The sequence below is a fragment of the Bradyrhizobium sp. SUTN9-2 genome, assembly GCF_003122645.1.
Taxonomy (GTDB): Bacteria; Pseudomonadota; Alphaproteobacteria; order Rhizobiales; family Xanthobacteraceae; genus Bradyrhizobium; species Bradyrhizobium yuanmingense.
On the sequence record NZ_LAXE01000001.1, the window covers coordinates 1747312 to 1772137 of the forward strand.

Annotated in this window: 23 protein-coding genes, 1 tRNA gene and 2 pseudogenes; 10 read left to right on the forward strand and 16 right to left on the reverse strand. The window is 64.7% G+C overall.

The features are described from left to right. Positions 1 to 107 precede the first annotated feature (107 nt). Both hisN and XF30_RS08225 read right to left on the reverse strand, forming a co-directional pair. The gene (gene hisN, locus XF30_RS08220; protein ID WP_035997821.1) at positions 108 to 890 is read right to left on the reverse strand and encodes a histidinol-phosphatase; all 783 of its coding nucleotides are present in this window, start codon (positions 888 to 890) and stop codon (positions 108 to 110) included. 521 nt (positions 891 to 1411) lie between these two features. After that, positions 1412 to 2302, reverse strand: a complete 891-nt coding sequence (locus XF30_RS08225) for an N-formylglutamate amidohydrolase (RefSeq protein WP_036021434.1) — start codon at positions 2300 to 2302, stop codon at positions 1412 to 1414. Positions 2303 to 2635: 333 nt separating this feature from the next. Between XF30_RS08225 and cpdR the strand changes: the two genes are divergently transcribed. The 4 genes from cpdR to XF30_RS08250 all read left to right on the forward strand — a co-directional run bounded on the left by cpdR (position 2636) and on the right by XF30_RS08250 (position 4083). Continuing rightward, the gene (cpdR, locus tag XF30_RS08235) at positions 2636 to 2995 is read left to right on the forward strand and encodes a cell cycle two-component system response regulator CpdR (RefSeq protein WP_007597092.1); all 360 of its coding nucleotides are present in this window, start codon (positions 2636 to 2638) and stop codon (positions 2993 to 2995) included. 74 nt (positions 2996 to 3069) lie between these two features. Continuing rightward, a tRNA-Val gene (locus tag XF30_RS08240) sits at positions 3070 to 3144 on the forward strand. 214 nt (positions 3145 to 3358) lie between these two features. Next, positions 3359 to 3832 carry an L-2-amino-thiazoline-4-carboxylic acid hydrolase gene (locus XF30_RS08245; RefSeq protein ID WP_035997824.1) on the forward strand — a complete coding sequence of 158 codons (474 nt, stop codon included), beginning with the start codon at positions 3359 to 3361 and terminating at the stop codon, positions 3830 to 3832. A gap of 8 nt (positions 3833 to 3840) precedes the next feature. Then, positions 3841 to 4083 (forward strand): hypothetical protein, encoded by a 243-nt coding sequence (locus XF30_RS08250; RefSeq protein ID WP_035997826.1) that lies wholly within the window; start codon positions 3841 to 3843, stop codon positions 4081 to 4083. Between the two features lie 11 nt (positions 4084 to 4094). On the opposite strand, the gene XF30_RS08255 is transcribed toward XF30_RS08250, so the two are convergent. The 3 genes from XF30_RS08255 to XF30_RS08265 all read right to left on the reverse strand — a co-directional run bounded on the left by XF30_RS08255 (position 4095) and on the right by XF30_RS08265 (position 6808). Continuing rightward, entirely contained in the window at positions 4095 to 4952 is an 858-nt protein-coding gene (locus XF30_RS08255; RefSeq protein ID WP_109142393.1) for a glyoxalase superfamily protein, read from the reverse strand. Positions 4953 to 5159: 207 nt separating this feature from the next. Next, complete coding sequence (locus tag XF30_RS08260) at positions 5160 to 5636, reverse strand: NUDIX hydrolase (protein WP_035997832.1); 477 nt, start codon at positions 5634 to 5636, stop codon at positions 5160 to 5162. 80 nt (positions 5637 to 5716) lie between these two features. Then, positions 5717 to 6808 carry an enolase C-terminal domain-like protein gene (locus tag XF30_RS08265; RefSeq protein WP_109145623.1) on the reverse strand — a complete coding sequence of 364 codons (1092 nt, stop codon included), beginning with the start codon at positions 6806 to 6808 and terminating at the stop codon, positions 5717 to 5719. Positions 6809 to 7001: 193 nt separating this feature from the next. On the opposite strand from XF30_RS08265, the gene XF30_RS08270 reads away from it, so the two are divergent. After that, complete coding sequence (locus XF30_RS08270; RefSeq protein ID WP_109142394.1) at positions 7002 to 8564, forward strand: adenylate/guanylate cyclase domain-containing protein; 1563 nt, start codon at positions 7002 to 7004, stop codon at positions 8562 to 8564. Between the two features lie 210 nt (positions 8565 to 8774). Here the strand turns inward: XF30_RS08270 and XF30_RS08275 are convergent, their stop codons facing one another. The 3 genes from XF30_RS08275 to XF30_RS08285 form a co-directional block, all read right to left on the reverse strand. Beyond that, a complete protein-coding gene (locus XF30_RS08275) occupies positions 8775 to 10001 on the reverse strand; it encodes an ABC transporter substrate-binding protein (RefSeq protein WP_192893389.1) in 1227 nt (408 codons plus the stop codon). Between the two features lie 137 nt (positions 10002 to 10138). After that, a complete protein-coding gene (locus XF30_RS08280; RefSeq protein ID WP_109142395.1) occupies positions 10139 to 11068 on the reverse strand; it encodes an alpha/beta hydrolase in 930 nt (309 codons plus the stop codon). Positions 11069 to 11301: 233 nt separating this feature from the next. Then, entirely contained in the window at positions 11302 to 11871 is a 570-nt protein-coding gene (locus XF30_RS08285) for an alpha-ketoglutarate-dependent dioxygenase AlkB (protein WP_109142396.1), read from the reverse strand. A gap of 79 nt (positions 11872 to 11950) precedes the next feature. On the opposite strand from XF30_RS08285, the gene XF30_RS38420 reads away from it, so the two are divergent. Beyond that, positions 11951 to 12091: a hypothetical protein gene (locus tag XF30_RS38420; protein WP_167361649.1), complete on the forward strand. Its 141-nt coding sequence runs from the start codon at positions 11951 to 11953 to the stop codon at positions 12089 to 12091. Here the strand turns inward: XF30_RS38420 and XF30_RS08290 are convergent. The 3 genes and pseudogenes from XF30_RS08290 to XF30_RS08300 form a co-directional block, all read right to left on the reverse strand. After that, positions 12088 to 13675 (reverse strand): annotated as a pseudogene (locus XF30_RS08290) (ATP-binding protein). The gene XF30_RS38420 and the pseudogene XF30_RS08290 overlap by 4 nt on opposite strands. After that, positions 13672 to 14376 carry a response regulator transcription factor gene (locus XF30_RS08295; RefSeq protein WP_109142397.1) on the reverse strand — a complete coding sequence of 235 codons (705 nt, stop codon included), beginning with the start codon at positions 14374 to 14376 and terminating at the stop codon, positions 13672 to 13674. The pseudogene XF30_RS08290 and the gene XF30_RS08295 overlap by 4 nt, the downstream one beginning before the upstream one ends. Positions 14377 to 14395: 19 nt before the next feature. Then, positions 14396 to 15895, reverse strand: coding sequence for a DUF4153 domain-containing protein (locus XF30_RS08300; RefSeq protein ID WP_192893075.1), 1500 nt, complete (start codon positions 15893 to 15895; stop codon positions 14396 to 14398). A gap of 188 nt (positions 15896 to 16083) precedes the next feature. Here XF30_RS08300 and XF30_RS08305 point away from each other — a divergent pair. Continuing rightward, a pseudogene (locus XF30_RS08305) lies at positions 16084 to 17428 on the forward strand (glycoside hydrolase family 3 N-terminal domain-containing protein). On the opposite strand, the gene XF30_RS08310 reads toward XF30_RS08305, so the two are convergent. From XF30_RS08310 to XF30_RS08325, 4 genes are all read right to left on the reverse strand, one after another. Then, complete coding sequence (locus XF30_RS08310; RefSeq protein WP_109142399.1) at positions 17425 to 19047, reverse strand: ABC transporter substrate-binding protein; 1623 nt, start codon at positions 19045 to 19047, stop codon at positions 17425 to 17427. The pseudogene XF30_RS08305 and the gene XF30_RS08310 sit on opposite strands and share 4 nt — an antisense overlap. A gap of 127 nt (positions 19048 to 19174) precedes the next feature. Then, a complete protein-coding gene (locus XF30_RS08315) occupies positions 19175 to 20446 on the reverse strand; it encodes a DUF892 family protein (RefSeq protein ID WP_109142400.1) in 1272 nt (423 codons plus the stop codon). 119 nt (positions 20447 to 20565) lie between these two features. Next, the gene (hydA, locus tag XF30_RS08320; protein ID WP_109142401.1) at positions 20566 to 22020 is read right to left on the reverse strand and encodes a dihydropyrimidinase; all 1455 of its coding nucleotides are present in this window, start codon (positions 22018 to 22020) and stop codon (positions 20566 to 20568) included. Positions 22021 to 22089: 69 nt separating this feature from the next. After that, the gene (locus tag XF30_RS08325) at positions 22090 to 22719 is read right to left on the reverse strand and encodes a TetR/AcrR family transcriptional regulator (RefSeq protein ID WP_109142402.1); all 630 of its coding nucleotides are present in this window, start codon (positions 22717 to 22719) and stop codon (positions 22090 to 22092) included. Positions 22720 to 22822: 103 nt separating this feature from the next. On the opposite strand from XF30_RS08325, the gene XF30_RS08330 reads away from it, so the two are divergent. From XF30_RS08330 to XF30_RS08340, 3 genes are all read left to right on the forward strand, one after another. Continuing rightward, the gene (locus XF30_RS08330; protein ID WP_035997892.1) at positions 22823 to 23518 is read left to right on the forward strand and encodes a PspA/IM30 family protein; all 696 of its coding nucleotides are present in this window, start codon (positions 22823 to 22825) and stop codon (positions 23516 to 23518) included. A 53-nt stretch (positions 23519 to 23571) separates the two neighbouring features. Then, on the forward strand, positions 23572 to 23847 hold the full coding sequence (locus XF30_RS08335; protein WP_035997898.1) for a YiaA/YiaB family inner membrane protein: 276 nt from the start codon (positions 23572 to 23574) through the stop codon (positions 23845 to 23847). A gap of 119 nt (positions 23848 to 23966) precedes the next feature. Beyond that, positions 23967 to 24173, forward strand: coding sequence for a hypothetical protein (locus XF30_RS08340; RefSeq protein WP_025033895.1), 207 nt, complete (start codon positions 23967 to 23969; stop codon positions 24171 to 24173). A gap of 83 nt (positions 24174 to 24256) precedes the next feature. Here the strand turns inward: XF30_RS08340 and XF30_RS08345 are convergent, their stop codons facing one another. Further along, positions 24257 to 24718 carry a DUF3237 domain-containing protein gene (locus tag XF30_RS08345; protein ID WP_035997901.1) on the reverse strand — a complete coding sequence of 154 codons (462 nt, stop codon included), beginning with the start codon at positions 24716 to 24718 and terminating at the stop codon, positions 24257 to 24259. Positions 24719 to 24826 lie beyond the last annotated feature (108 nt).

Genomic DNA, 24826 nt, shown 5'->3' on the forward strand with positions numbered 1-24826 from the left:
CTCGCGCTGCGCGCGATCGACCCTCCCCCTCCAGGGAAGGGTAAGAGCACTTACTTCCTGCGCCATCTCCGCTCCCGCGTCGGTGATGCAAGCTCGCCGCCCGCGCGCTACTGGTTCAAAAGCTTCAACGCTGCCTCGTGCACCCGTGCGTCGCCGGCGGCGATGATGCGGCCGCCGCCCTGGGCCGGCTTGCCTTCCCAGGTGGTGACGACGCCGCCGGCGCCGGTCACGATCGGGATCAGTGCCGCGATGTCATAGGGCTTCAGCTCGGTCTCGACCACGAGGTCGACGTGGCCCGCGGCAAGCATGCAATAGGAGTAGCAGTCGCCGCCATAGCGCGACAGCCGCGCGCTCTTCTCGATGTGGCCGAAGATGGCGCGGTCGCGCTCGTTCATCAGCAGCGGGCTGGTGGTGTAGGTCGTGGCCTCCGACAGCGAAGCGCAGCGGCGGACCTGGAGCCGGCGCTCGCCCGACGGCCCTTTATAATTGGCCGAACCGTTGTCGCCGGAAAAGCGCTCGCCGATGAAGGGCTGGTGCATCATGCCGAACACCGGCGTGCCCTTATGCAACAGCGCGATCAGCGTGCCCCAGATCGGAAAGCCGCCGATGAAGGATTTGGTGCCGTCGATGGGGTCGAGCACCCAGACATAGTCGGCGTCCTCGCGCTCGTTGCCGAATTCCTCGCCGACGATGCCGTGCTGGGGGAAGTTGGCCTTGATCAGCCGCCGCATCACCGCCTCCGCGGCGCGGTCGGCCTCCGTCACCGGGTCGAAATCCTTGGTCTTGCTCTTGTCGTCGATCGACAGCGAGGTGCGGAAGAACGGCAGGATGGTTTCGCCGGAGGCGGTGGCGAGCCGACCGATGAAGGCGGAGAAGTCGATCACCGTCACAGGCGAAATCCTCGAAGCGAAGTTGGAGAGCTTGCCTCCTGCCTAGCTCAATTCGCCTGCCGCGTGCAGCGCTGTCTTGATGTTGCTCCCTGGTATTTTGGATGCCGCGGCGGGCTGCCCCATTCCAGTCATCTGCTGGCCAAATATCGATCATGGAGTTGAAATCTTAGTTCCGACCTTGCCTTGTTCGTATGCAAATGACTATCAACCCATTGAATTCCCTTATCAAAGAAACTGAATCTGGGTTTCCATAGAAGCAACTGAGCCATGTGCGATTTGCATGGGAAACCGCGCAAAAGCCCTTGCACTTTGTGCGGCGCGGTCGCATATTGTTGCGGTGCGGTAGCGCCTCGCGTTACCGCTGCCCTCCTTGGGCGTTTCCTCCCTAGACTTGGGCCGCTTGCGTCATTCGCGAGCGGCCCTTTTTCTTAGCCCCGCCGTTTTCATTTGGGGCGCGCAAGCTTGCGAAGCGAAAACGCAGTCGCGCGCAAGGCCTCGTCGTTTCGGAGAGAAGCTGCGTCCTATTCCGCCGCGGCTTGGAACGGGCCGAGATCGGCGAACGGAATCGTGGTCGCCAGCACGTCGGCGAGAACGCCGAAGTCGGAGGCCACTTGCGCAAAGCGAGCGCTGCGCTCGCGCCGCCGCTCGTCCATGTAGATCGCGCGGTTGAGCTCGAGCTGCACGGCGTGCAGGCCGCTCGCGGGATTGCCGTAATGCTCGGTGATGAAGCCGCCGGCATAGGGCTTGTTGCGGCCGATCGAATAGCCGAGCCCGCTCATGGTCTCCTCGACGCGATCGGGCAAGAGCGGCGTGCAGCTGGTGCCGTAGCGATCGCCGATCACGACGTCGGGCCGGCGCGGCTCGTCCCTGCTGACGCCGACCGACGGCATCGAGTGGCAGTCGACCAGCACCACCGTGCCGAACATCTGGTGCACCTTGTTGATCAGCCGGCGCAGCGCGCGATGGTAGGGCTTGTACAACGTCTCGATCCGCCCCAGCGCATCGTCGACCAGGAGGCGGTCGCGGTAGATCTCCTGGCCGTCGCCGACCACGCGAGGAATGGTGCCGAGGCCGCCGGCGACCCGCATCGAGCGGGTGTTGGCGAAGCTCGGCAGCCGGCCGGTGAACATGCGCGGGTCGAGCTCATAGGGCTCGCGGTTGACGTCGACATAGGAGCGGGGAAAGTTGACCCGCACCGTCGGAAAGCCGCGCGCGCTCAGATGGCCGATCAGCTCATCCATGAACGAATCTTCCGACCGTCGCAGCGTGGGCAGGTCGATCCGCGACGCCGCCAGGAATTCTTCAGGATAGGTCGAGCCGGAATGCGGCGAGTTGAAGATGACGGGCGCGCGCCATTCGGCAGGCTCGAAGATCTCGAAGGCTGGCGACATGTCGCCGTCAAAGCGGGTCATCTTCTCAGGCTTCGTCCCTTCGTGCCGCACGATCCGGACAAGCTCCGGGTCCAATGATTCGGCCGATCTCGCGGCTCTTATGTGTCGTCATTGTCCGGAATCGCAACCATTCTGCCAAGCGAAAAGATGTCATGGCCCCTTGGAACACGTCTTAACCGTGCAGGCATCGGGATGGGGACGCGCCGGTCCGGCTCGATTGATCTGGACCTCGTTCCGGTCCACAAAGAGCCGGCAGCGGGGCCGGCGCAGGGTTAAGATTTTCACCCCAAATTTACCCTCTGTCGGGCTTAGTGACCTCTGCTGATATCCTCTGGGGATTCGACGTTTCCTGCCATGCCAAAGATCCTGCTCGCCGAAGACGACAACGACATGCGCCGTTTCCTGGTCAAGGCGCTGGAAAACGCCGGTTTTCAGGTCTCGTCCCACGACAACGGCATGGCCGCCTATCAGCGGCTGCGGGAAGAGCCGTTCGAGATGCTGTTGACCGATATCGTGATGCCGGAAATGGACGGCATCGAGCTCGCCCGCCGAGCCTCGGAACTCGACCCCGACATCAAGATCATGTTCATCACTGGCTTTGCCGCGGTCGCCCTGAACTCGGATTCGGACGCCCCCAAGAACGCCAAGGTCCTGTCCAAGCCGGTGCATCTGCGCGAATTGGTCAGCGAAGTGAACAAGATGCTGGCGGCCTGAAGCGGCCCCCTTCCGTCCTTGCGCCGGCTCCCCTGAGCCGTTATAGGGACCCCACCCGACACAAGTGGACTTTAGGGCACGTAGCTCAGCGGGAGAGCACTACCTTGACATGGTAGGGGTCACAGGTTCGATCCCTGTCGTGCCCACCACGCTTCGCCTTCGGCTTCGCGTGGCACAGCCTGGAAGATTGCGGCGAAGCGTGTCCGGCGTAGCTCGAAGAGCGAAGACGGACTGGTGCGGCTTGCTCGAAAGCTTCTAGCCCGTTGCAGCGACGCGCAATCCGGCCGCAGTTTCCCGGCCGCTGTCCCGGATGACCCTGCACTCCATCCGGGCTACAATGACATCTCCGACACGAGGCCGCCCATGACCGTGTCCGTCATCGAGCAAGCGAAGATCCAGGCGCAGGTGCTGGTGCCGCTGATCAAGACGTTGCAGGCCGAGCTCGGCGAGGCGCGCGCCAATGCGCTGGTGCGCAAGGCGCTCGGCGATCTCTATCGCGGCTTCGGCGAGGCGTTCTGGAAGGCCAAGAACGAGAGCAATCTCGGCAAGGCCGTGTCGTCGGCCTTCAAAACTTATGCCCGCGACGATGCGCTCGCTTATGACGTGATCGAACAGACGGCGGACGCCTTCGCGTTCGACGTGACGCGCTGCGCCTATGCCGAGTTCTACAAGGCCCTGGGCGAGCCCGAACTCGGCTTCCTGCTGATCTGCACCGCGGACTTTGCGACCGCGGAGGGGTTCGGTCCCGACGTCAGGCTCACGCGCACGCAGACCATCATGCAGGGCGCCTCTCATTGCGATTTCCGCTACCGCCGGGATGGAGGCGGATCACAGTGAGAGGAGCGATGCGGACGATCTGTCTCGCCATGGCGATGCTGGCGCTGATGGCGCCGCGCGCCGACGCCGCGATCGTCGACTGGCAAGCCGAGCTCCAGCGCTGCCGCAGCTTGCGCCAGAACGTGGCGCCGCTGCTTCAGGCCGGCGAGGGGATCTCCGCCGTCGGCCGCTCCAGCAGGTCCGTCCGCCGCTGCATCTGGATCCAGCGGATGGCGGTGCGGAAGAAAATTCCCGGCGCGGAGGTGTGGTAGCCTGACCGAGCTCATGGCCCCGGCGTGACGAAGGCCGAGATGATCGTGCCGTCGTTGCCGAGCGCGATGTGCCAGTGCGAGGCTGCGCCACCCTGATGCCAGACGGAATAGACGTCCTGTCCTTGTGCGTTCACACCGAGGAATTCGATCGAGGTGATCGGACCCATTTCGGCAAGGCCCGGCTGCAGGCGCGGCAATTGCTTGCGTGTCGCCTCGGCCAAGTCGGCGCTCATCTCGCCGTAATTGGGCTGGCCCGATGCGACGCTCTCGATCAGACGGCGAAGCGCGGCCGCGGTCCCGGGATTGGCGGACCGGCTGCTCATACGAGACTCGATCGCGCGTTGGAGCTCTTGCGCCGTGCTCGTGTCGATGCGTGGCATGGTGTGATCGTTGCCGTGCTGGCGCAGGATCACGGCGGTAGGCACCCCATCCGGCCCGAGGGTAAACCGTAGCTCGACATCGATCTCCCGCGCGGCGAATTCCGTTTCGCCCACCGCGTAATATTGCGCCGAGCTTTGACCGCTCAGCCGTCCGGACAGATGATCCTGTTCACGCGTCACGGTGAAGACGGCGCTATGGAATTGGTATGTTCCGGCATAACGATCCAGCACCGCCTGCTGCAACTGAGTTTCTTTGGCTCTCGAGCGGAGCTGATCCGCAGCATCGGTCTTGGTGCTTTCCTCGTTGCTGCGGCCCGAGCCGGCCTGCTCCGCAGAACGGATTCGGGCCGCCAGGACATTCCAATCGGCCAGCCCGAATAACCTCGCGATGAGCTCGAGGCTCTCGCTGACGGTGAGGGAGACCGATCGGGCGTTGAGGGATTCTCGGAGCGTCTGCGCCATGGCTTTGGCGTCGCGGAAATCGCGCATACTCTGTTCCTTTGCAACATGAACGGAGAATGTCAGGGCTTGCGTTACTGACCCGTTCGCGTGAGCAAAGGAAGCGGGCGGCGGTCCGATACACTTCACCATACCCCGAAGGGCGCAAGCGGCCGGCGGTATCAACCTTTCGAAATTTTGCTTGAGAGCGCCATGCTTGTCAACTGACGTCGTCGGCGTCTCGACATGGATCACGCATCACTCTTCCGTTGATGCACGACGCGCAGGCTGCAGCAGCAAGTCCTTCAGTCCGGTCGGATAGAGCTTCGGCCCGCCGTCCAGGTCGAGATCGGCAAGGTCGAACCACCGCGCGACGATCTGCTCTCCATTGTCCTCGCGGAAGTCGATGCGCTCCCGGCCGGCGAATGCGCCATCCGGAAACGCGACCTCCGCGATGTACATCACCTCGTGCCCGGTCGATCCCTCGTGCACAAAGATGTTCTCCAGCATCAAGGGCTCACCCACGATGCCGACGTCGATGCCGAGCTCTTCGTTGAATTCCCGCACCAAGGCCGCGCGCCAGCTCTCGCCGAACTCGATCTCGCCGCCGAGCGGGCGCACCCCCTTGATCCGCCCCGCATCGTCGCGCACCTCGGCCGCCAGCAGCCGCCCGCCGCGCCAATGCAGGCCGATAGCGACGACGCGGATACCGGGATGTGGGCGCCAAGTGGTCATGGCGGATCGTTAATCCGTGTCGCATGCTTTCGCAACGAGGGACGAGATCGTGTGCTTGCGATGGCGAGATGAGAGACCCGTCACTCCACCAGATACTTCTTCACCGCCGCTTCGTCCCACGCGATCCCGTTGCCCGGCTCCTCGCTCGGCAGCGCAAAGCCGTCCTTGATCTGCAGCCGCGTTGCCAGCACCGCGTCGGCCCAGTCGACATATTCCAGCCAATGCGCGGTCGGCGTCACGCAGAGCAGATGCGCGCTGACTTCAGAGAACAGGTGCGACGACATCTCGATGCCGGCAGCATGGGCAAGCGAAGCGGCGCGGAGCCAGCCGGTGACGCCGCCGATGCGCTGGACGTCAGGCATCACGTAGTCGCAGGCCTCTGCCGAGATCGCGGCTTGCATGGAAAACGCGCTGTCAAAATTCTCGCCGATCTGGACCGGCGTCTGCAGCGCGTCGGCAATGCGGGCGCAGCCGGCATGATCGTCGTGGCGGATCGGCTCCTCGATCCAGCTGAGGCCCTCGTCGTCGAGCATCTCGCCGCGGCGGATCGCTTCGGTGACCGTCAGCGCCTGGTTGTAGTCGCACATCAGCGTGACCTCGTCGCCGACGGCCTTGCGCACCGCGCGCACCACGGCGAGGTCCTCCCGCGCATCGCGTCGGCCGACGCGGATCTTTGCGGCGTGAAACCCCTCGGCCAGCAGCTTGTGGGCTTCCTCCACCGCGGCGCCCGCCGGCATGATGCCCAGGCCCTTCGAGTTGTAGGCGCGCACCGGCTTCGGCGTGCCGCCGAGCAGGCGGGCCAGCGGCAGGCCGCGCGAGCGCGCCAGCGCGTCCCATGCCGCCATGTCGATGCCGGATTGCGCCAGCCGCTGCAGGCCGGCGAGGCCCAGCAGCGTGAAGCGCTGGCTCAGCTTGCGCTCGATCTCGAACGGCAGCAGCTCGTCGCCGGCGACGAGGTCCGACATTTCCGTGACCATCGCCGCCAGCGGCTTCAAGGCCGAGGGCGTGAGCGAGAACAGATAGGAATGACCCACCGCGCCGTGGTCGGTCTCGCAGTCGATCAGCACCAGCGGTGCCTTGGCGACCGCCCCGGTCGCGGTCTGGAGCGGCAGGTTCATCGGCACGATCACGGGACGTGCCTGGAAGCGCTTGATGCGGACGGTCTCGGTCATGGCTCTCTCCCGGCGGAGCGGATGCAGGTCGGCGCCGATCTTAAGCATCCGTGATCAAACGAAAAGGCTCCTCTGCCGACCCACCATAAAATGGGGTTGCGTGAGCCTGCGATTCTTGGCTCTGTGCCGCCGCATGCATTGTCTCGGATTCCGGAAGGATTTGCGACAAAATCGCACAGAACGGAGCCACAGGGTGAAACAAGAGATCTCCGAACAACAGCGCAAGAGTGGCATTCTCACCGGCGCCGTGATCGTCTTCCTCCTGCTCGCCCTGCCGGTCGCGGTGTGGCTGGACCTGACCGAGCTCAGCAAGACGGCGCTGCGCCGGCAGGCGATCGATCTCAACTCGGTGATCACGAGCGTGCGCAGCTACTACGCCTCCAACGTGGTCGGCCGCGTGCTGGCCAATCCGAACGGCAGCACCAAGGTCGTTCACAACTACGAATCCGTGCCCGGCGCGATCCCGATCCCGGCGACGCTGTCGCTGGAGCTCGGCCGGGTGATCGGCGCCCAGCAGGAGAACATCACCTATCGCTTCGTCTCGGACTTCCCGTTCCAGAACCGCGCTCCGCACCAGCTCGACAAGTTCGAGAAGGACGCGCTCGATGCGCTGCGCCGGGATCCCGAGCAGAAGATCGTGGAGACCGAGACCTCGCTGTTCAACGACAAGGTCCGCCTGGTTGCGCCCGTCACGATGGGTCCGGCCTGCGTCAGCTGCCACAACAGCCACCCCGAGAGCCCGAAGAAGGACTGGAAGGTGGGGGATGTCCGCGGCATCCAGGAGGTGATCATCGCCCAGCCGATCGCCGCCAACATCTTCTCGTTCAAGTTCCTGCTGGCCTATTTCGTGATCGCCGCCGGGAGCGGACTGGCGTTCCTGTCATTGCAGCGACGTCAGGCGCGCCGCATCAAGAACATGAACAAGGAGCTCGAATCCGCCAACGACTTCCTGGCCTCGCTGTCGATGAAGATCTCGCGCTACATCCCGCCGCAGGTCTACAAGAGCATCTTCTCGGGCCAGAAGGACGTCACCATCCACACCGAGCGCAAGAAGCTCACCATCTTCTTCTCCGACATCCAGAACTTCACCGCCACCGCCGAGCGGCTGCAGCCGGAGCAGCTGACCCAGCTCCTCAACGAATATTTCACGGAAATGTCGGCGATCGCCCACGAATATGGCGGCACCATCGACAAGTTCATCGGCGATGCCATGCTGATCTTCTTCGGCGACCCCGAGACCAAGGGCGATCGCGCCGATGCACAGGCCTGTCTGCAGATGGCCTGGCGCATGCAGCAGCGCCTTGCCGAGCTCAATGCGAAATGGCGGGCGTCCGGCATCGAGCAGCCGTTCCGCTCGCGCATGGGCATCAACTCGGGCTATTGCAATGTCGGCAATTTCGGGAGCGCCGACCGTATGGACTACACCATCATCGGTGCGGAGGCGAACCTCGCCGCGCGCCTGCAATCGATCGCTGAGCCCGGCGGCATCGTCTTGAGCTACGAGACCTTCGCCCTCGTCAGCGACATCGTCCGCGCGCATGCGCTGCCGGCGATCACGATGAAGGGCATCAGCCGCGAGGTGATCCCCTATTCGGTGGATGCACTGAACGACAAAACCGCGGAGAACAGCGGCATCATCACCGAGCGCGCGCCGGGGCTCGAGCTCTATCTCGACCCCGCAATGGTGAAATCAGGCGACGCCGCGCGCGTCCGCTCGCTGCTGGAGAACGCGCTGGCCTCGCTGAAGCCGGCGTGAGGCTTGCTTACCCTCCCCTGGAGGGTCCCTGGAGGGGGAGGGTCGATCGCGCGCAGCGCGAGCGGGGTGGGGTGATCTCTCAACACGGGCGGTGTCGTATGTGGAGAGACCGTCACCCCACCCCGCTACGCATTCCGGCTCGCTACATGCGTAGCGACCTACGGGCGAGCTACGCTCGTCCCGGACCCCTCCAGGGGAGGGTAAGTGACCTCACCTTGCCGCGCCTTCCGTGAACGCCGTCTCGATCACATCCCCGAACGGCTGCCACGAGCGCCCGTCGAACTGGACCAGCCGCATCTGCCTGATCGGCAGATAGCGATTGGGCGAGGTGTTCATCCTGATGTTGGGCAATGCGACCGAGGGCTGATAGTCCTTGAGCGAGGCCGCCTGGCGCATGATGTTGTCGCGCGAAAAATCGTCGCCGCATTGCTTCAGCACCTGCGTCAGCGCCTCGGCCGCGGCGTAGCCATAGACGGCTGCACTGTTGTTGGTGCTTTCGACCCGATGGTATTTGTCCATGAAGGCGAACCAGTCCTTCATGCCGGGATCGTCCTTCCAGGCGGGATCGCTCGGATCCTTCAAGAACGCCGCCGAAATCACGCCGGCAGAGTTTTCCAGCCCTGCGGGTGCCATCGCGTTGGCGATCGAGGCGGAGGCATCGTTGACGATGAACACCGGGTGCCAATTGAAGGACGCGGCCAGCTTGATCACCTTGGAAGCGGTCGAGGGCACGCCGAGGAAGACGAAGATGTCAGCGCCGGCGCGCTTGAGGATCGAGACGTGTCCGTCGAGATGCGCGTCATTGATGTCGAAGGCGATGCTGACGAGGACGAGACGATTCAGATCGCCAAGGCCCTCCTGAATGCCCTTGTAGAGCATGCGCCCGAACTGGTCGTTCTGCCAGAGCACGACGATCTTCTTCCTCGGATAATAGGCCTGGATGTAATTGGCATAAATGCGCCCTTCCGACCGGAACGACGGCTGCCAGCCCATGGTCCAGGGAAACGCGCTCGGCTGGCTCAGCTCCTCGTCGCCGGAGGCGACGAACAGCTGCGGAATCTTCTTCTCGTTCAGATACGAGCGCGTGACGAGATTACCGGGCGTGCCGAACGAGCCGAACATCAGGTGCACGCCATCCTTCTCGACCAGCTTGCGCGTCAGCTCCAGCGCGGTCGCCGGATCGGAATTATCGTCGCGGGTGATGAAGCGGATCTTGCGGCCGTTGATGCCGCCGCGCGCGTTGACCATGTCGAAATAGGCCGCTTCCGCCTGGCCGATCGCGCCGAATTCCGACAGCGGTCCCGAATACGGCATGACATTGCCGATGCGGATCTCCTGGTCGGTTGCGGGTTGATCCGAGTGCTGCTGCAGCGACATCGCGCCCAGCGATGCGATGGCAATCACCGAAACGAACAGCATCCTGCCGATGACGCGCATGTTCGACGCCTTGTGGTTGGCCCCCAACGAGGTCGGCTCAATCCTCACCAAGGACGATTGATCTAGGTCAAGCGTTTGGCAATCGTGTGGCTGGAGTCGCGCTTCGATGAAAGCGGCAGGCGTGCTGACGCAACGCGTTACGGCAACCCTCGCGCTTCCAGCTGACGCACCAGCAGCAGCGTCGGCTCCGCGAGGCTGTCGCCGGAACCATCGAGGCCGAAGGCGTTCGCGATGCCGTCGCGGCTGCGCAGCAGCGTGCTGCGCGGGCAATGGCCGGCGCCGCACAGCGTCTTCTTCAGCGTCTCGCCTTGCGCCACGAGGCCGGCGGAATCATCCGCGGCCCAGGCCAGCACGATCGGCACGTCGACATTGAGGATGCCGGGGAATACCGAGCGCTTGTCGTACTGGGTGGCGTCACCGCCGAGATAGGCCTTCTCGCTGTCGCTCGCGTCCTTGCCGACGCGGTAGATCCCGGACACCAGCACCACGCCGGCGACGTCGGCGCCGGCGGTCTGCAGCTCGGGATGCGCCAGCATGGTCGCGACGTGGAAGGCGCCGGCGCCGTAGCCGACCGCGACGATCTCGCGGGCATCGCCGTTGAAGAGGTCGATATTGCCATGAACCCAGGACAGCGCCGCGGCCACATCGGTCGCGCCGGCCGGCCAGGTCGCCGCGGGCGCCAGGCGATAATCGACGCGGACCCCGATCATGCCGTTGCGCGCGGCAAAGCACATCGCCTGGTCCTGGATCTGGCGCGACAGCTCCGGCGCTCCGCGGTCGCCGGTGAAGGTATCTCCCGTCACGAACAGCAGCACCGGCCGCGGCGTGTCGGCCTTGGTTGCGCTGGTCGCGACATCGAGCACATTGGCCTCGCTCTCGCCATAGCGCAGGCCGCGCGAGAAGGTGACCTGCTCGCATAGCCGTGCGGTGCCGCCTGCGGTGGTGTCGGAATCGGTGAGGCCCGCCTGCACGAGACCCGAGGGCGGCCGGAGCCGGCCCGGCACGGGTCCGTGCGCGGAGGCCGTGGTCATGGTCAGAAACAGGAAAAATGTCAGAAAATGCTTCATGGGTGTGGCGGCCTTGCGGGGCTCATACTGGCTCGCTGATCTGGCTCGTCTACTCTGCGCTTCATTAGTCGGCCGGGCTTGGGGCAAATTCGCGGCACCTTGGCGGGGAGGGCGCGCAGTCGCCGTTTTATCCCGATCCGTCAGGCGATTGTCCAGCGCCGCCGAGGCTCGCGCCGGAAACCGCCTCCTACTGTGCATGGGGCTGTTTTCGCAGTTTTGTTTTGGATGGTCCGTCAGGCCCGCTTCATCGTCCGGAAGGTGATGGAGTAGCGCCGCGCCGCGACCGGCGGGATGCTGTGCTCCCATTGCGACCGCGCCTCGCCATCCATCATGTAGAGCGAGCGCGGCAGGGCGGTGAGCGTGTGGCGCTCCCAGGTCTCGCCCTTGCGGCGGCGGAAGCGGAAGTTGCACGGCGAGCCCAGTGACAGGCCGAGGACCTTGTCGAAATGCGGCTTGTCGCGATGCCAGCCGATGCCGACGCCGACCTCGTATTCGGTGCACAGCACCTGCCGGACGCTGCCTTCCGGCAGCGCCGCCCAGGCCTCGGCCTGCCGCGCGACCGGTCGCACCCAGTCCGGGATCGGATCGGCCTCGGCCAGACGCTGCAGCGTGTAGTCGTAGCGATAGCCGAACGACGCCACCCGGCGGTTGCCCTCGAACGCGCCGAACTGAAAGCGCTGGAGCGGCAATGCTGCGATGCGGCCGATCAGATCCTGCTCGGCGGCATGATCGATAAAATCGTCCGTGTAGTGAAGGCCGGCCGGGCCTTCCTGCGGGTCGGCGAACAAACCTAGCTGCGTCATGCCTCGCATTTCCGTGATGGAACCTGTTGGCTGCTGATGCGACTTATCTATGACGCGGGAAGAAACGTGCGAGGCTGTCATGGCAGAGAAGCATACCGCCGATCCGGTTGAGATCATGCGGGCGACCGGTCATCCTGAGTTGGAATACGCCGCCGGCTGGACCATCGCCGGTCTCGCCACCATCGGCACCATCGTCGCCGTCTGGGTCTTTGCGATCTAGGCAACCGGAAACTGGAGCTCGAAGGCTGCGCCCTCGTCGGTCGGCTTAAGCCTGATCGAGCCGCCATGGCTCGCCATCACCGCGCGCGCGATCGCCAGCCCCATCCCGGTGCCGCCCTGGTCGCGGCGGGTGGTGAAGAACGCATCGAAGATCCTGTCGCGGTTCGGCGCCGAGATCGGCTCGCCGTCATTGCTGACCGTCACAAGCACGGTCGTCCGTGCGTCGACCGCCTTCCAGCCTGATCGTGCCGGCCTTGTGCCGCACCGCATTGTCGGCGATGTGCGACAGCACGATCAGCGCCTTCTCCGAGGACATTCCGATCGCCCGGTCGAGGCTGCCGCTGGCCTCGATCGCGCTTGCCGGAAACCGGCTTCTGAGATCGGCGATCACGGGTGCCAGCTCGGTGCGCTCGTTCTGCGGCAGGCTCTCGGCGCGGGCGAGCTCCCGCAGCCGCTGCGCCATCGCCTCCAGCCGCTGGGTATCCGACAGGATGTTGGCGATGAAGGTGTTCTGCTCGGCCGGCGTCAGGCCCTCGGCCTTGCCTTGCACCGAATCCTGCAACAGCTCGGCTGCGCCCTTGATCGAGGTCAGCGGCGATTTCAGCTCGTGGGTGAGATGGGCCGAAAAGGTCGCGATATAGTCGGAGCGCCGCGCCAGCTGCTCGGCCATGCCGAGAAAGCTGTGCGAGAGCTGGGCGAACTCGCGCGTGCCGTAATGCTTCAGCGGCTGGAACGCCTCGCGGTCGCCGCGGCCGATTCGGGCGGCGCGGTCGATCAGCTCGCGCATCGGCAGGGTGATGGTGCGTGAGAACACGAGGCCGATCGCGATGGTGCCGAGGATGACGGCAAGGCCGGCCAGCACGAATTTGGCGCGCTCCTGATAGAGATGGTCGAAAATGTTGCTCGGCGTCCGCGTCGTGTAGATCACCCCGGCAACGCGGTTGTTGACGATGACGGGCATCGCCGAGAACACGTGCACGCCGAGGCCGCGGCTGAAGGAATAGATCGGCGGCGGCGGCTTGTCCGGCACGCGGTTGCGTAAAGTCGCGCGGTATTGCCCGTGCAGGGCGTCCGCGACTTCCTCGATATGGGCGAGCGACTGCCCGACCTCCTGCCGCCCGGCAATCACGACGCCTTGCGGATCGAGGATGCGAAAGCCGGCCAGCGTCACCTTCTGGGTCTCGCGGATGATCGGCGTCAGCCTGGCGCCGATCTCGACATAGGCTGGCTGCGGTGCTTGCGGCGCGGGCAACGCGTCGGGTCGCCGCCGCAGGAGATCGTTCGCGGTGAGGTCGAGCGCGGGGCGGATCGGCGTGACCTGGTCACCGGGATCGGGCAGCACGCCCGGCGGCACCTCGGCGCCGAGCACGAGGCCGCTGTCGAGCCGGGCCGCGACCTCCTGCGCATAGATCGTCGCCAGCACACGACTCTGTGCGATCAGCTCGGCCTGGGTCTGGCGGATCAGCTGGTTGTCGTAGAGTCGGAAGAAGAACAGGCCGACCAGCGGCAATATGCCGACCGTCGCCAGCACCGTGAAGATCACGAGGGTGAGCGACGGCCGCCATTTGTCGGGCGCGGCGCTCATGCCTCTTTCTCGCAGCGGCCGAGCTTGAAGCCGACGCCGTGGATGGTCTCGATCACGTTGTCGCAAGCAAGCGCCGCCAGCTTGGCGCGGATGTTGCGGATATGGCTGTCGATGGTGCGGTCGGAGACCTGGATGTTGAGCTGATAGGCCGCGCGCATCAGCTGCTCGCGGTTGAACACCGATGTCGGCCGGCTCAGGAACGCGCGCAGGATGCCGAACTCGATCGCGGTCAGCTTCAGCGGCGTGCCGGCAAAGGACGCGACATGCTGTTCGGGATCGATCAGCAGCCCGCCTTGCGTCAGCGCGGTGGGCCCGGCCTTGGCCTCGCCGTTGCGCGGGCTGAGGCGGCGCAGGATGACATTGACCCGCGCCACCAGCTCGCGCGGGCTGAACGGCTTCGTGACGTAGTCGTCGCCGCCGATCTCGAGGCCCAGGATACGGTCGATCTCCTCGTCGCGCGCCGACAGGAACAGGATCGGCACGTCGGAGCCTTTGCGAATCTCGCGGCAGACGTCGAGGCCGTCGAACTCGGGCATGCCGATGTCCAGCACGATGAGATCGGGCCTGTCGGCGGCAAAGCGGAGAAGCGCCTCCTTGCCGTCGCGGGCCTCGATCACGTCCATGCCGGCCTTCTTCAGGGCGACGCGGATGACCTCGCGGATGTGGCCTTCGTCGTCGACGATGAGAATGCGATGCGCCAAGAAACTCTCCGTGTCCTCGTCAACTCGCCGGCTGGCTGCCGGCCTGAGCTTTCGCCTCGGCGTCCAGCCTGCGCTGGAGTCGCCAGTTGCGAAAGCCCCAGCTTCGCCAGGCCAGGTCCTGACGCTGCTGTTCTACAAGGCGGTCGCGGCGTGACACAAGGCAGCCCTCTTTGACGGCGGGCCGTAGCGCGATCGCCTTGTCGATGGCTGGCACCGCCTGCGGCCCGAGCGTCAGGAGATAGTCGATGTCGATCTGCACGCCTTTTCCCGAAACTTCCCGGCTGTGGACGACATTGTAGTCGGCGATGAAGGCGTCGAAGTTCACGAGCGAGCAGCCATAGAGCACGATCGCCAATGCGGCGAGATTGGCGCCGATCAGCCATTGATTGGACCTGTCGAGCACGATGCGCGCGACGATCAGGATCAGGCCGAGCGCTACCAGTCCCATCCAGACGAACGCTGCAATCCGCCAATAGGTCAGCATGTAGATGTCGACATAGAGATCGAGCCGGCGGATGGAGGAGACGACCAGCAGCACGTTCTGCCCGACCCAGAGATAGACCAGCGGCCGGATCACCTTCGATTTCTCGGCCGGTCCGCCCGGGCGCATCGCCACCAGCACGAAGGCAGCGGCGAGCAGGGCGGTCGCGATCAGCGGATAGGCGCCGCGATGGGCGTAGGCCGCATAGGTCATGTTGTCGGGCAGCGCCGCGTGGCCCCAGAGATAGATGCCGTCGAGAATGGACTGTGCCGCGAACAGCAGGTTGAACAGGATCAGCGAGCGCAGGATGGTGGAGGCGCCGAGAAATTCCGCCGAGACCAGGGGCGGCTGCGGTGACACGGGGCCCTCGGCCACGGCGGCGGCGACGATCGCCCTGCGCCGCCAGCGCACATGGATGAACGGCCAAACCAGAGCCAGCATCAAGGTCCAGAACAGGACGCGCCACATATTGACATGGTTGAAGATGACCTTGGGATTGAGCAGGGACACCCATTGCTCGATCACCGGATTGGCGGCGGCGAACAATGCGATGAAGACGGTGCTGAGCGCAGCGGGCATCAGCCAGAGCGCGATGCCGCGGGTGAACGCCGACATGTTGAACATCTGGGGCGCCTCGAGGAAGAGCCTGAAGGGACCGACCAGGAGGAAATTGCACAGCGCGCGGGCGCGGTCGGTGACCCCGGTCGTATCAGGATTGGTCGCAAGCAACAGCGCAATCGTCAGCGACGCGACGAGGATCAGGAAGGACAGCGTGTTGAGCTCCTCCACGGCCGGCGCGAGGCCGGCGGCGACGATGGCCCCGCTGATCATCGCGCGCCGCCAGTCCAGGGCCGCGTGATTGAACAGCAACGAAACGCAGGCGGTCGCGATCGCAAACAGCGCCAGCGACAGCCCGATCCGCTGACCGTAGAACAGCCAGTCGGCGAGCCCGGCCAGCAGCAGCGCCATTGCGAGCTTGGCCGACAGTGCAGAAGGCCTGATCGGTTGGATATCCGTCGTCGAAGCCAGGCTCGTCATGTCCAGAAAGTCTCCGTGAATGGTGGCATCACGAATTCTGAACGGCACTTGTGCAGACGGCGGGATCATCGTCTGCACGGCTTCAGGAGTTTCTTGCAGTTTTCGTGCAGGCGCGCTTTTGCCTCTCGCGCAGCGCGATTCGCTTTGCTAGGTGCGAAACATTCATCGCCCATCGCACCTGGTGCATCATGCAATTGCTCAACCGCATCGGTCTCGCCCTGCTCTGGCTCGCCGCGCCGCTCGCTGCATTTGTCGCCGCGAACAAGAACGATCCCTATCTGCTCGTGCTGCGTGGCGCCGGAAACATCTCCCTTGTCGTCGCAAGCATCGCAATCGTCGCTCTTTTGTTGCGCAGCGGTCACTGGCGCACCTTCGCCGGCAAGGCGCTCGTCGTGCTCTGGAGCGTGCCGCCTGTCTTGATGTCCGCCGCGCATCTGAAGTTCGAGCTGCGCAAGCATGACGTTCTCGGCGCCGGCGCCACCGAAGCGCGGCAGCTCGGGCCGCACTTCATGGTCGGCTATTCCTCCTTTCCCGAGGTCGCGCGTCTCGCCAGGCAGGGCCTGATCGGCGGCGTCTATGTCACCCGGCACAACATCCGCGGCCGTGCCATCGAGACGCTGCGGGCCGAGATCGCGGCGCTGCAGGATCTCAGGCGCGCAGCCGGCCTGCCGCCGCTGATCGTCGCCGCCGATCAGGAGGGCGGCATCGTCGAGCATCTTGCGCCGCCGCTGACGAAAGTGCCGGCGCTGGCGACGCTCACGGGACTGGCTTCCGATGAGCAGCAGGCCAAGGCCGAGGAGTTCGGCCGCATCCACGGCCGCGAGCTCGCCCACGTCGGCGTCAACCTCAATCTTGCGCCGGTGCTCGACCTCAAGCCGCCGGCGCGGCGGAACCGCCTCGATTTTCACACGCTGATCGGCCAGCGCGCGATTGCGAGCGATCCCGCCGTCGTCAGCACCATCGCGAGCGCCTATGTGCGCGGGCTGGAAGAGACGGGCGTCGGCGCCACGCTCAAGCATTTTCCCGGCATTGGCCGCGTGCGCGCCGACACGCATCATTTCAGCGCCAATCTTGACACGCCGGTGAAGGAGCTGGAAGCAACCGACTGGCTCCCGTTCCGCGAGGTGCTGTCGCATTCGCGCAGCGCCCTCATGGTCGGCCACGTCACGCTCACAGCCGTCGATCCCCGATCGCGCCGCCTCGCATTCGAAGCGCGTTGTCGATGGGATCATTCGTGGGACGTGGGGTTACCAGGGCGTGGTGATGACCGACGACCTCATCATGGGCGCGATCTACCAGAACGACGTCTGCAAGGCCGTGGTCGAGGCGATCAATGCCGGCGTCGATCTGCTGCTGGTCGCCTATGACGGCGCGCAGTTCTACCGTGTCTTTGCCTGCGCCCTGGAAGGATCGCGACAGGGCAGGCTCGACGCGGCGATGCTGCATGCGAGCACCGCGCGCCTGGAGCGCGGCTTTTCGACCATGCAGGCACGAGCTGCCTCACGCGCCATCAGCGTCGCCCGGCAGAACTAGCCCTTCGCGAACTGGCGGTAGTCCGGTTCACGGTGAAACCAGAATTCGTAGCCGGAGATGCCCTTTTGCATGGCAACGTCGTGGATCGGCTGGTTGAGCGGAACCACGGGGACGTCGCGCATACAGAGCGCGATGAAATCCTTCACCGTCCTGTCGTATTCGGCGGCATCGGTGGTGAAGCGCGCCTTGTCGATCAGGGCGTCCATCTCCTTGTTCTTGTATGAGGAGATGTTGAAGATCGAGTTGTTGCCGTGGAAATTCCAGTAGAAGTAATATTCGGGATAATCGAGCCAGCCGCTGAAGCGGTTGAGCGCGAGCGGCAGCTCCTTCTTGTTCAGCGTCGTGCGCCAGTTCGCGCCGGGAATCTTTTCGATTGCCGCCTTGATGCCGATCTTGGCGAGATTCTCCTGGATCAGGATCGCGGTCGGCTCGCCGACGGTGGCGGTGCCTGTGTCCAGCGACAGCGTCGTCTCCAGGCCGGCTTCGAAGCCCGCTTCCTTCAGCAGAGCCTTGGCCTTGTCGAGATCGGTGACGTAAGGAAACGGTTGCGGCCACACCGGCTTTGAGACTTCGGCGGTGCCGCCATACATGGGAACGGCGCGGCCGAAGAAGGCGCTGGTCTGAATCTGCTCGTACGGCATGGCCCAGGCGATGGCCTGGCGCAGCTTGACATTGTCGAACGGCGGCTTCGCGGTGTTCAGCGCGACGTACCACAGCGCGTTCGGGATCGGCACGCCCGAGACCTTGACCTTGCCCTCCTTGATGATCTGCTCGAAATCGCGCGGGGCAAAGCCGCTGGAAATATCCGCATCGCCCCGCTCCAGCATGGCACGCCGCGTGCCGGCGGAGGGAACGTCGCGCGCGATCACGCGCTTGACCTTCGGCAGCGGCCCGCTCTTCCAGTCGTCGAAGCGCGTCAGCACGGTCTCGCTGCCCGGCTTCCAGCTCTCGATCTTGTAGGCGCCGCCGCCGGCCTCGTTGTTCTTCAGCCAGGCCAGCGCCCACGGGTCTTCCGGCGTCGCGTTCTTCCTGGCGAGCTCGGAATTGATGATGAAGGGCACGACGACGGCCACGTTGAACAGCAGCATCTTGTCATTGCGGATATAGTCGATACGGAAAGTGTGGTCGTCGACCACCACGAACTGCTCCGGCTTTTCCAGCGATCCCGCCGACATCTGGAAGGTCGGAAAGCCGCCGACCTTCACGGCGCGGTCAAACGACCATTTGACGTCCTTGGCGGTCACAGGCGTGCCGTCGTGGAATTTTGCGTCCTTGCGAAGCTTGAAGGTGCAGGACATGCCGTCGGCGGCGACCTCCCAGCTCTCGGCGAGCTCGGGCGCGAGCTTCTCGCGGTCATACGACAACGTGCCGTCCGGCAGTGTCTTGGAGGCGTAGGTGAGCAGGCGGTCGTAGCAATTCCAGGACAGGCCGTTCACGGTCTGGTTGGAGCCGACGCCCTGCATGTCCAGCGAATTCGGCCCCAGCTCCTGCACCACCAGCAACGTCTCGCTGCGTCCCTGCGCCCAGGCAAGACGCGGCGCAAAGGCTGCCGTGCCGGCGACACCGAGGCCGCCGAGCACGACGCTGCGGCGGTTCAAATCGAGGGGTGAAATGCTCAAGAGTGCCTCCCGTTCCGGAATTGTCCGGCATCGAGAGGCAAGCTGTATGCCAGAGTCAGGAAGCCCCAAGCCGCCCCGCGACAAGGCGAGGCGGCTTGGATCGATAGGTGTTGCGCGTCGGCGCGGACTACTCGGCCTGCTCCAGCGCGGCGGGCATCTTCGCCACCGACATCAGCGATCGCGCGACCTGGTTGAGCAGGAGATCGGCATTCTCTTCCTCGGCGAGAGATTTGGAGAGCAGGGCGACGATCGCGCTGTGGCGCAGCTGCTGCGCCAGGTTGCGCGCGGTGGTGTAGCCGGCCATCTCGTAATGCTCGACGCGTTGCGCCGCAGAGATCAGCGCGAGGTCGGCAGCGGCGTCCTCCTTGTCTTGGCTTTCCTTCATGACCTCCTGGCCTTCCTCGATCAGGCCCATCATGCCCTTGCAAGGCTTGGCGCGAGCGTTCTCGCCGAGCAGCTCGAAGCACTCGTTGATGCGCTCGACCTGGTTTTCGGTCTCGGCCAGATGCTGTTCGAACAGTTCCCGCAACTGGTCGAAGCGGGCGGACTGCGCCATCTTCGGGAGCGCCTTGGTCAGCTGCTTCTCGGCATGGAGGATGTCACGCAGCTCATGGAGCAGCAGATCGGTCAGGCCGGCCTCGTCTACAGGCGGCGAGCTCTCCGTGACGATCGGGGTGGCAGCGCCCGGATCGGCGGATTGCAGCGCAGGCGATTCCGTGAACACCCAGTCCTCGCCCTCGTTCCACGGGCCGCGGGTGTCGATTTCGCCATGGTCGCCGCTGCCGGTGGAATCGTTGAAGTACTGGTTCACGAGGCCGGGCGTCGGGGCAATCCGGCCGATGCTGAAGGCCGGCTTCGACAGGCTCTCGAGTGCGCGCGCGAACGCCTTCATATGCGTGATCTCGCGCGTCATCAGGAATTGCAGCGCGTCCTTGCTGCCGGCATCGTCGCAAAAATTGATCAGGCGCTCGTAGACGATCTTGGCACGCGCTTCGGCGGCGATGTTGCTGCGGAGATCGACGTCGAGCTCGCCCGTGATCTTGAGATAGTCCGCGGTCCAGGGATTGCCTTGCGAGTTGAACAGATTGACGCCGCCTCCGCCGGCAATCGCGATCAGAGGATCGGCCTCCGCCGCCTGGCGGTCGTTCCGCGAGGGCGCAAGATGCATCCGGGCGAGGCAACCGACGACCTCGAGATGGCTGAGCTCTTCGGTGCCGATGTCCATCAAGAGGTCCTTGCGGTCGGGATCCTCGCAATTCAGTCCCTGAATCGAATATTGCATCGCAGCCGCAAGTTCGCCGTTGGCGCCGCCGAACTGCTCGAGGAGCATATTGCCGAAGCGCGGATCGGGCTCGTCGACGCGCACGGTGAACATCAGCTTCTTGACGTGGTGATACATGGGGGACTCGCGTGCTGGAGGAAAACTACGCGACAACGAGGCCTCCAGCCGTTCGTTCCTAAGTCTCTCCAGGATCGAGGCTGTCGTTGCCCCGGACCTCTGCCAGGGAGCGCGATGGCTTACGGCGTCACCGCACTGCGCGCGACGGCGCGCGGAGCCGTCAGTTCCTTCCAGGTCGAATTTGCCACATGCACCGGCGAGAAGGCGGGACGTTCGACGTATTGTCCATCGCCGGCCTCGGCGCGCAGGTCGCCATCCTTCCAGACGATACGGCCGCGCGACAGCGTCGCGGCCGCACCGCCGGTGCAGGCAAAACCCTCGAACACGTTGTAATCGATCCGGCTCATCTGCCGCTTGGCGCTGATGGTCTTGCTCGCCTTGGGATCCCACACCACGATATCGGCATCCGAGCCGACGGCGACCGCGCCCTTGCGCGGATAGATGTTGAGGATGCGGGCGATGTTCGCCGAGGTCACCGCGACGAATTCCTCTTTGGTCAGCCGCCCCGTGGCGACGCCCGCGGTCCAGAGCAGCGCCAGGCGATCTTCGAGGCCGCCGGTGCCGTTCGGGATCTTCCTGAAATCGCCGCGCCCGAACCGTTTCTGCTCGGTGGTGAAGGCGCAATGATCGGTCGCAACCACCTGGAGCGAGCCGGCTTGCAGGCCGGCCCAGAGGCTGTCCTGATGCTGTTTGTCGCGGAACGGCGGCGACATCACGCGCTGTGCGGCATGATCCCAGTCCTTGTTCTGATATTCACGCTCATCCAGCAGCAGATGCTGGATCAGCGGCTCGCCATAGACGCGCTTGCCGGCGGCGCGTGCCCGCGCGATGGCCTCATGCGCCTCGCGGCAGCTGGTGTGCACGATATAGACCGGCGTGCCTGTCATATCGGCGATCATGATGGCGCGGTTGGTGGCTTCGCCCTCGACCTCCGGCGGCCGTGAATAGGCGTGGCCTTCCGGGCCCGTGACGCCGCGCGCGATCAGGGCGTCCTGCATCAGGGCGACGACGTCGCCGTTCTCAGCATGGACAACCGGCATGGCGCCGAGATGGGCGCAGCGCGCGAACGAATTGTAGAGCTCGTCGTCGTTCACCATCAGCGCGCCCTTGTAGGCCATGAAATGCTTGAAGGTGTTGATGCCGTAGGTTTTGACCACAATCTCCATCTCGTCATGGATCTGCTTCGACCATGACGTCACCGCCATGTGGAAGCCGTAGTCGCTGGCCGCCTTCTCGGATTTGTGCCGCCACTCCTGATACGCCGCGAGCATGGATTGGCCGGGATCGGGCAGGCAGAAATCCACCACCATCGTGGTGCCGCCGCTCAGCGCCGCCTTGGTTCCGGATTCGAAATCGTCGGCGGTGACGGTGCCCATGAACGGCATTTCGAGATGGGTGTGCGGATCGATCCCGCCCGGGATGACGTAGGCGCCGCCTGCATCGATGACCTCGCTACCTGTCGGCGCATCGAGCGCTGCGCTGATCGCGACGATGGTCTCGCCGTCGATCAGCACGTCCGCGCGGCGCGAATGATCGTGATTGACGACGGTGCCGCCGCGGATGAGGAGGGGCATGAGGTGCTCCGAGAGGTGAGGGACGGCTCGAAGGCTAAGCGCGCGACTGGCGATGCGACAGGTGAAATTTTAGTCAGCCGCCGCCGCTCCTTTCACGTCGTGCGCGATCAGCCCGTCGATCATCGCGCGCACGAGGCCCGTGATCTCCTTGCGCAGCGCCGGCAGCGGCACGGCCACCAGCTTCTGCTCCAGCCCGAGCGCCACCATGCCATGCACGGCCGAGAACAGGCTGCGTGCGGTGATGCCGAGTTCCTCCGGGCTGCGCCCAGGAAACAGTGCGGCCAGCGGCTGGTAGATATGACGGAACAGCTGCATCTGGTCGTGCACGGACCAATCCGGCACCAGCTTGCCCGTCTCCATCCGGTGCTCGAACAGCGCGCGCCAGAGCTGGAGGTTTTCGGCGGCGAAATCGCAATAGGCGAGGGCGATGCGGACCAGGGATTCCCGTGGCGATGGCTCGCCGGCATTTGTTGCGAGAGTCAGCGTCTCGTCGAGCCGGAGCAGCGTGCGCGAGCCGACCCGCAGGATCAGTTCGTCGACATCAGCCACGAGATTGTAGACCGCGCCATTGGCGCAGCCGATCTCGCGGGCCAAATCGCGGGTCTTGAGACCCGCCAGCCCCCGCTCGGCGATCATCTGTTCGGCCGCCTGGATCAGGGCCGCACGCAATTTCTCTCGCCGTTCCAGGGCCTTAGTCATTCTTAACCAAATTCTTGAGCGTCGCTCAAAATAATATTGAACGATGTTCAAGGTTCCTGCTACAAACCATCTGTGAGCAACGCTCATAGACAGGGAGCAACCAATGTTCAAGACCGTCGTGACCCTCTTCCGCGGCAGCGTCGCCGCTGCGGGCGAGGAACTGGAAGATCGCACCGCCCTTCTGATCCTGGATCAGCAGATGCGCGATGCAGCCGCAGCCGTCGAGCGCAGCAAGCGCACGCTGGCGCTGGCAATCGCGCAGGACCAGCAGGAAGGCCGCAAGCTCGAGGCCACGAATGCGCGTATCGCCGATCTCGAGACCCGTGCCGTTGCGGCGCTGGATGGCGGCCGCGAGGACCTCGCCAAGGAGGCCGCCGAAGCCATTGCGGCGCTGGAGGCCGATCGCGATGCGGCCATGACGGCGCGCGCGCTGTTCGCGACCGAGATCATCAGGCTGAAGCGCCACGTCGCCAACGCGCAGGCCCGCATCACCGAGCTCGATCGCGGTCGCCGGATCGCCCGCGCCTCGGAAGCGGTGCGCTCGCTTCGCCGCAGCGGCATCGAGGCCGCGCGCCCCTATGAATCGACATTGCCGGAGGCGGAGGGGACGCTGAGGCGTCTGCGCGAGCGGCAGATGGAGGCTCAGGCGGCCGACGATGCCCTGGTCGAGCTCGACGCGGCCACCGGCCCGCTCGCCACCGCCGAACGACTCGCCGAGCAGGGCTTCGGCCCGCGGCTCAAGACGACCGCCGACGATGTGCTGGCGCGCTTGAAATCCAGGCGCATGCCGGCGGCCTGATCTCGAGTTCCAATCCGAACGCAATCATCATTCCCAATCGACAGGAGACCATCATGAACCAGAATGGCCAGCCCCACAGCGGCGCCTGGGTGAGCTTCACCTACGCGTCCTTCGCAGCTTCCGCCTTCCTCGTCGCCATCGGCATCTTCTTCCTGCCGATCGACCTCTGGATGAAGGGTTATCTCACCATGGGCATCGTGATGATGATCCAGACCTGCGTCACCCTGACCAAGACCGTGCGCGACAATCATGAGAGCAGCCGCCTCGTGAACCGCATCGAGGATGCCAAGGCCGAGCGGCTGCTGATGGAGGTCTCCAAGGCGGCGTAAGGCGAACGGTCGCAGCGCGCGCTCTGGGGCGACAGGGGCGCGCGCGGCAGGCAGGGTGCATTGTGCTTCGCGTGCAGGTGCGATATGGCTCTCGCGCTTTCCAGAGGCGGAGACGAGCTTTGTCGAAACAATCCCTGCGCGAGGAGGCCGAGCGCCTGATCCGCGAATCGATGGAAAAGAAGACCATCGTGGTCAAGCAGGGCACGACCCGCATCGAGGCTGTCTGCGGCAAGTGCGGAGCGCCGAACCGGGTGCAGGCGGAGAAGGGCCAGACCCGCGTCAAGTTCGCCTGCAAGAACTGCGGGCATAAGCAAGAGACGTTGTAGGCGTCTTCGCCTCTACCCGGGTCGCTTCGGCGATGCGCAGCATCGTCTGCCGCGATCCGGGTGAGGGCCCTACGGCCTCTCGCTCACATCACCTGATGCACGTCGATCACGACGCGATCCGCATGGCGCGCCGCTGACGCCACGAAGATGTGCTCCATCAGCCAGCGGTACGTCTCGTGCCCGGTCTCGAACTTCGGCACGGTGCGGAAATAGATCAGCTTCGGATCGACCGGCTCGCCGCGCTTGAGCTTGTGCAACAGCTCGACCGGGCCGAAGCGCATACCCTTGTTCTCGACGTAGACGGTCGCACCGTCGTCGGTCTCGAAGGCGTATTTCGCTTCGAGATCGATCAACTCGTTGGGCCGGATGGTCTGGAAATCGGCGCCGAAGGGGAGCACCTTTCCGCTGACCGCGCCCGTCACCTCGCCGCCGATGATCGGAATGATGCGGCGGACGCCGATCCCGGTCTCGCCCGCGGTCACGACGTCGCCGATCCGCGCGGTGATGGTGAAAACGTATCTTGTTTCGAGGGTCGGGGTGGTCATCTCTGCCTCCAATTATCGACGAGCCTTCCCTTCTCCCCTTGTGGGAGAAGGTGGCGCGAAGCGCCGGATGAGGGGTCTATCTCCACAAGCGTGCTCGCGGAGAGAGAT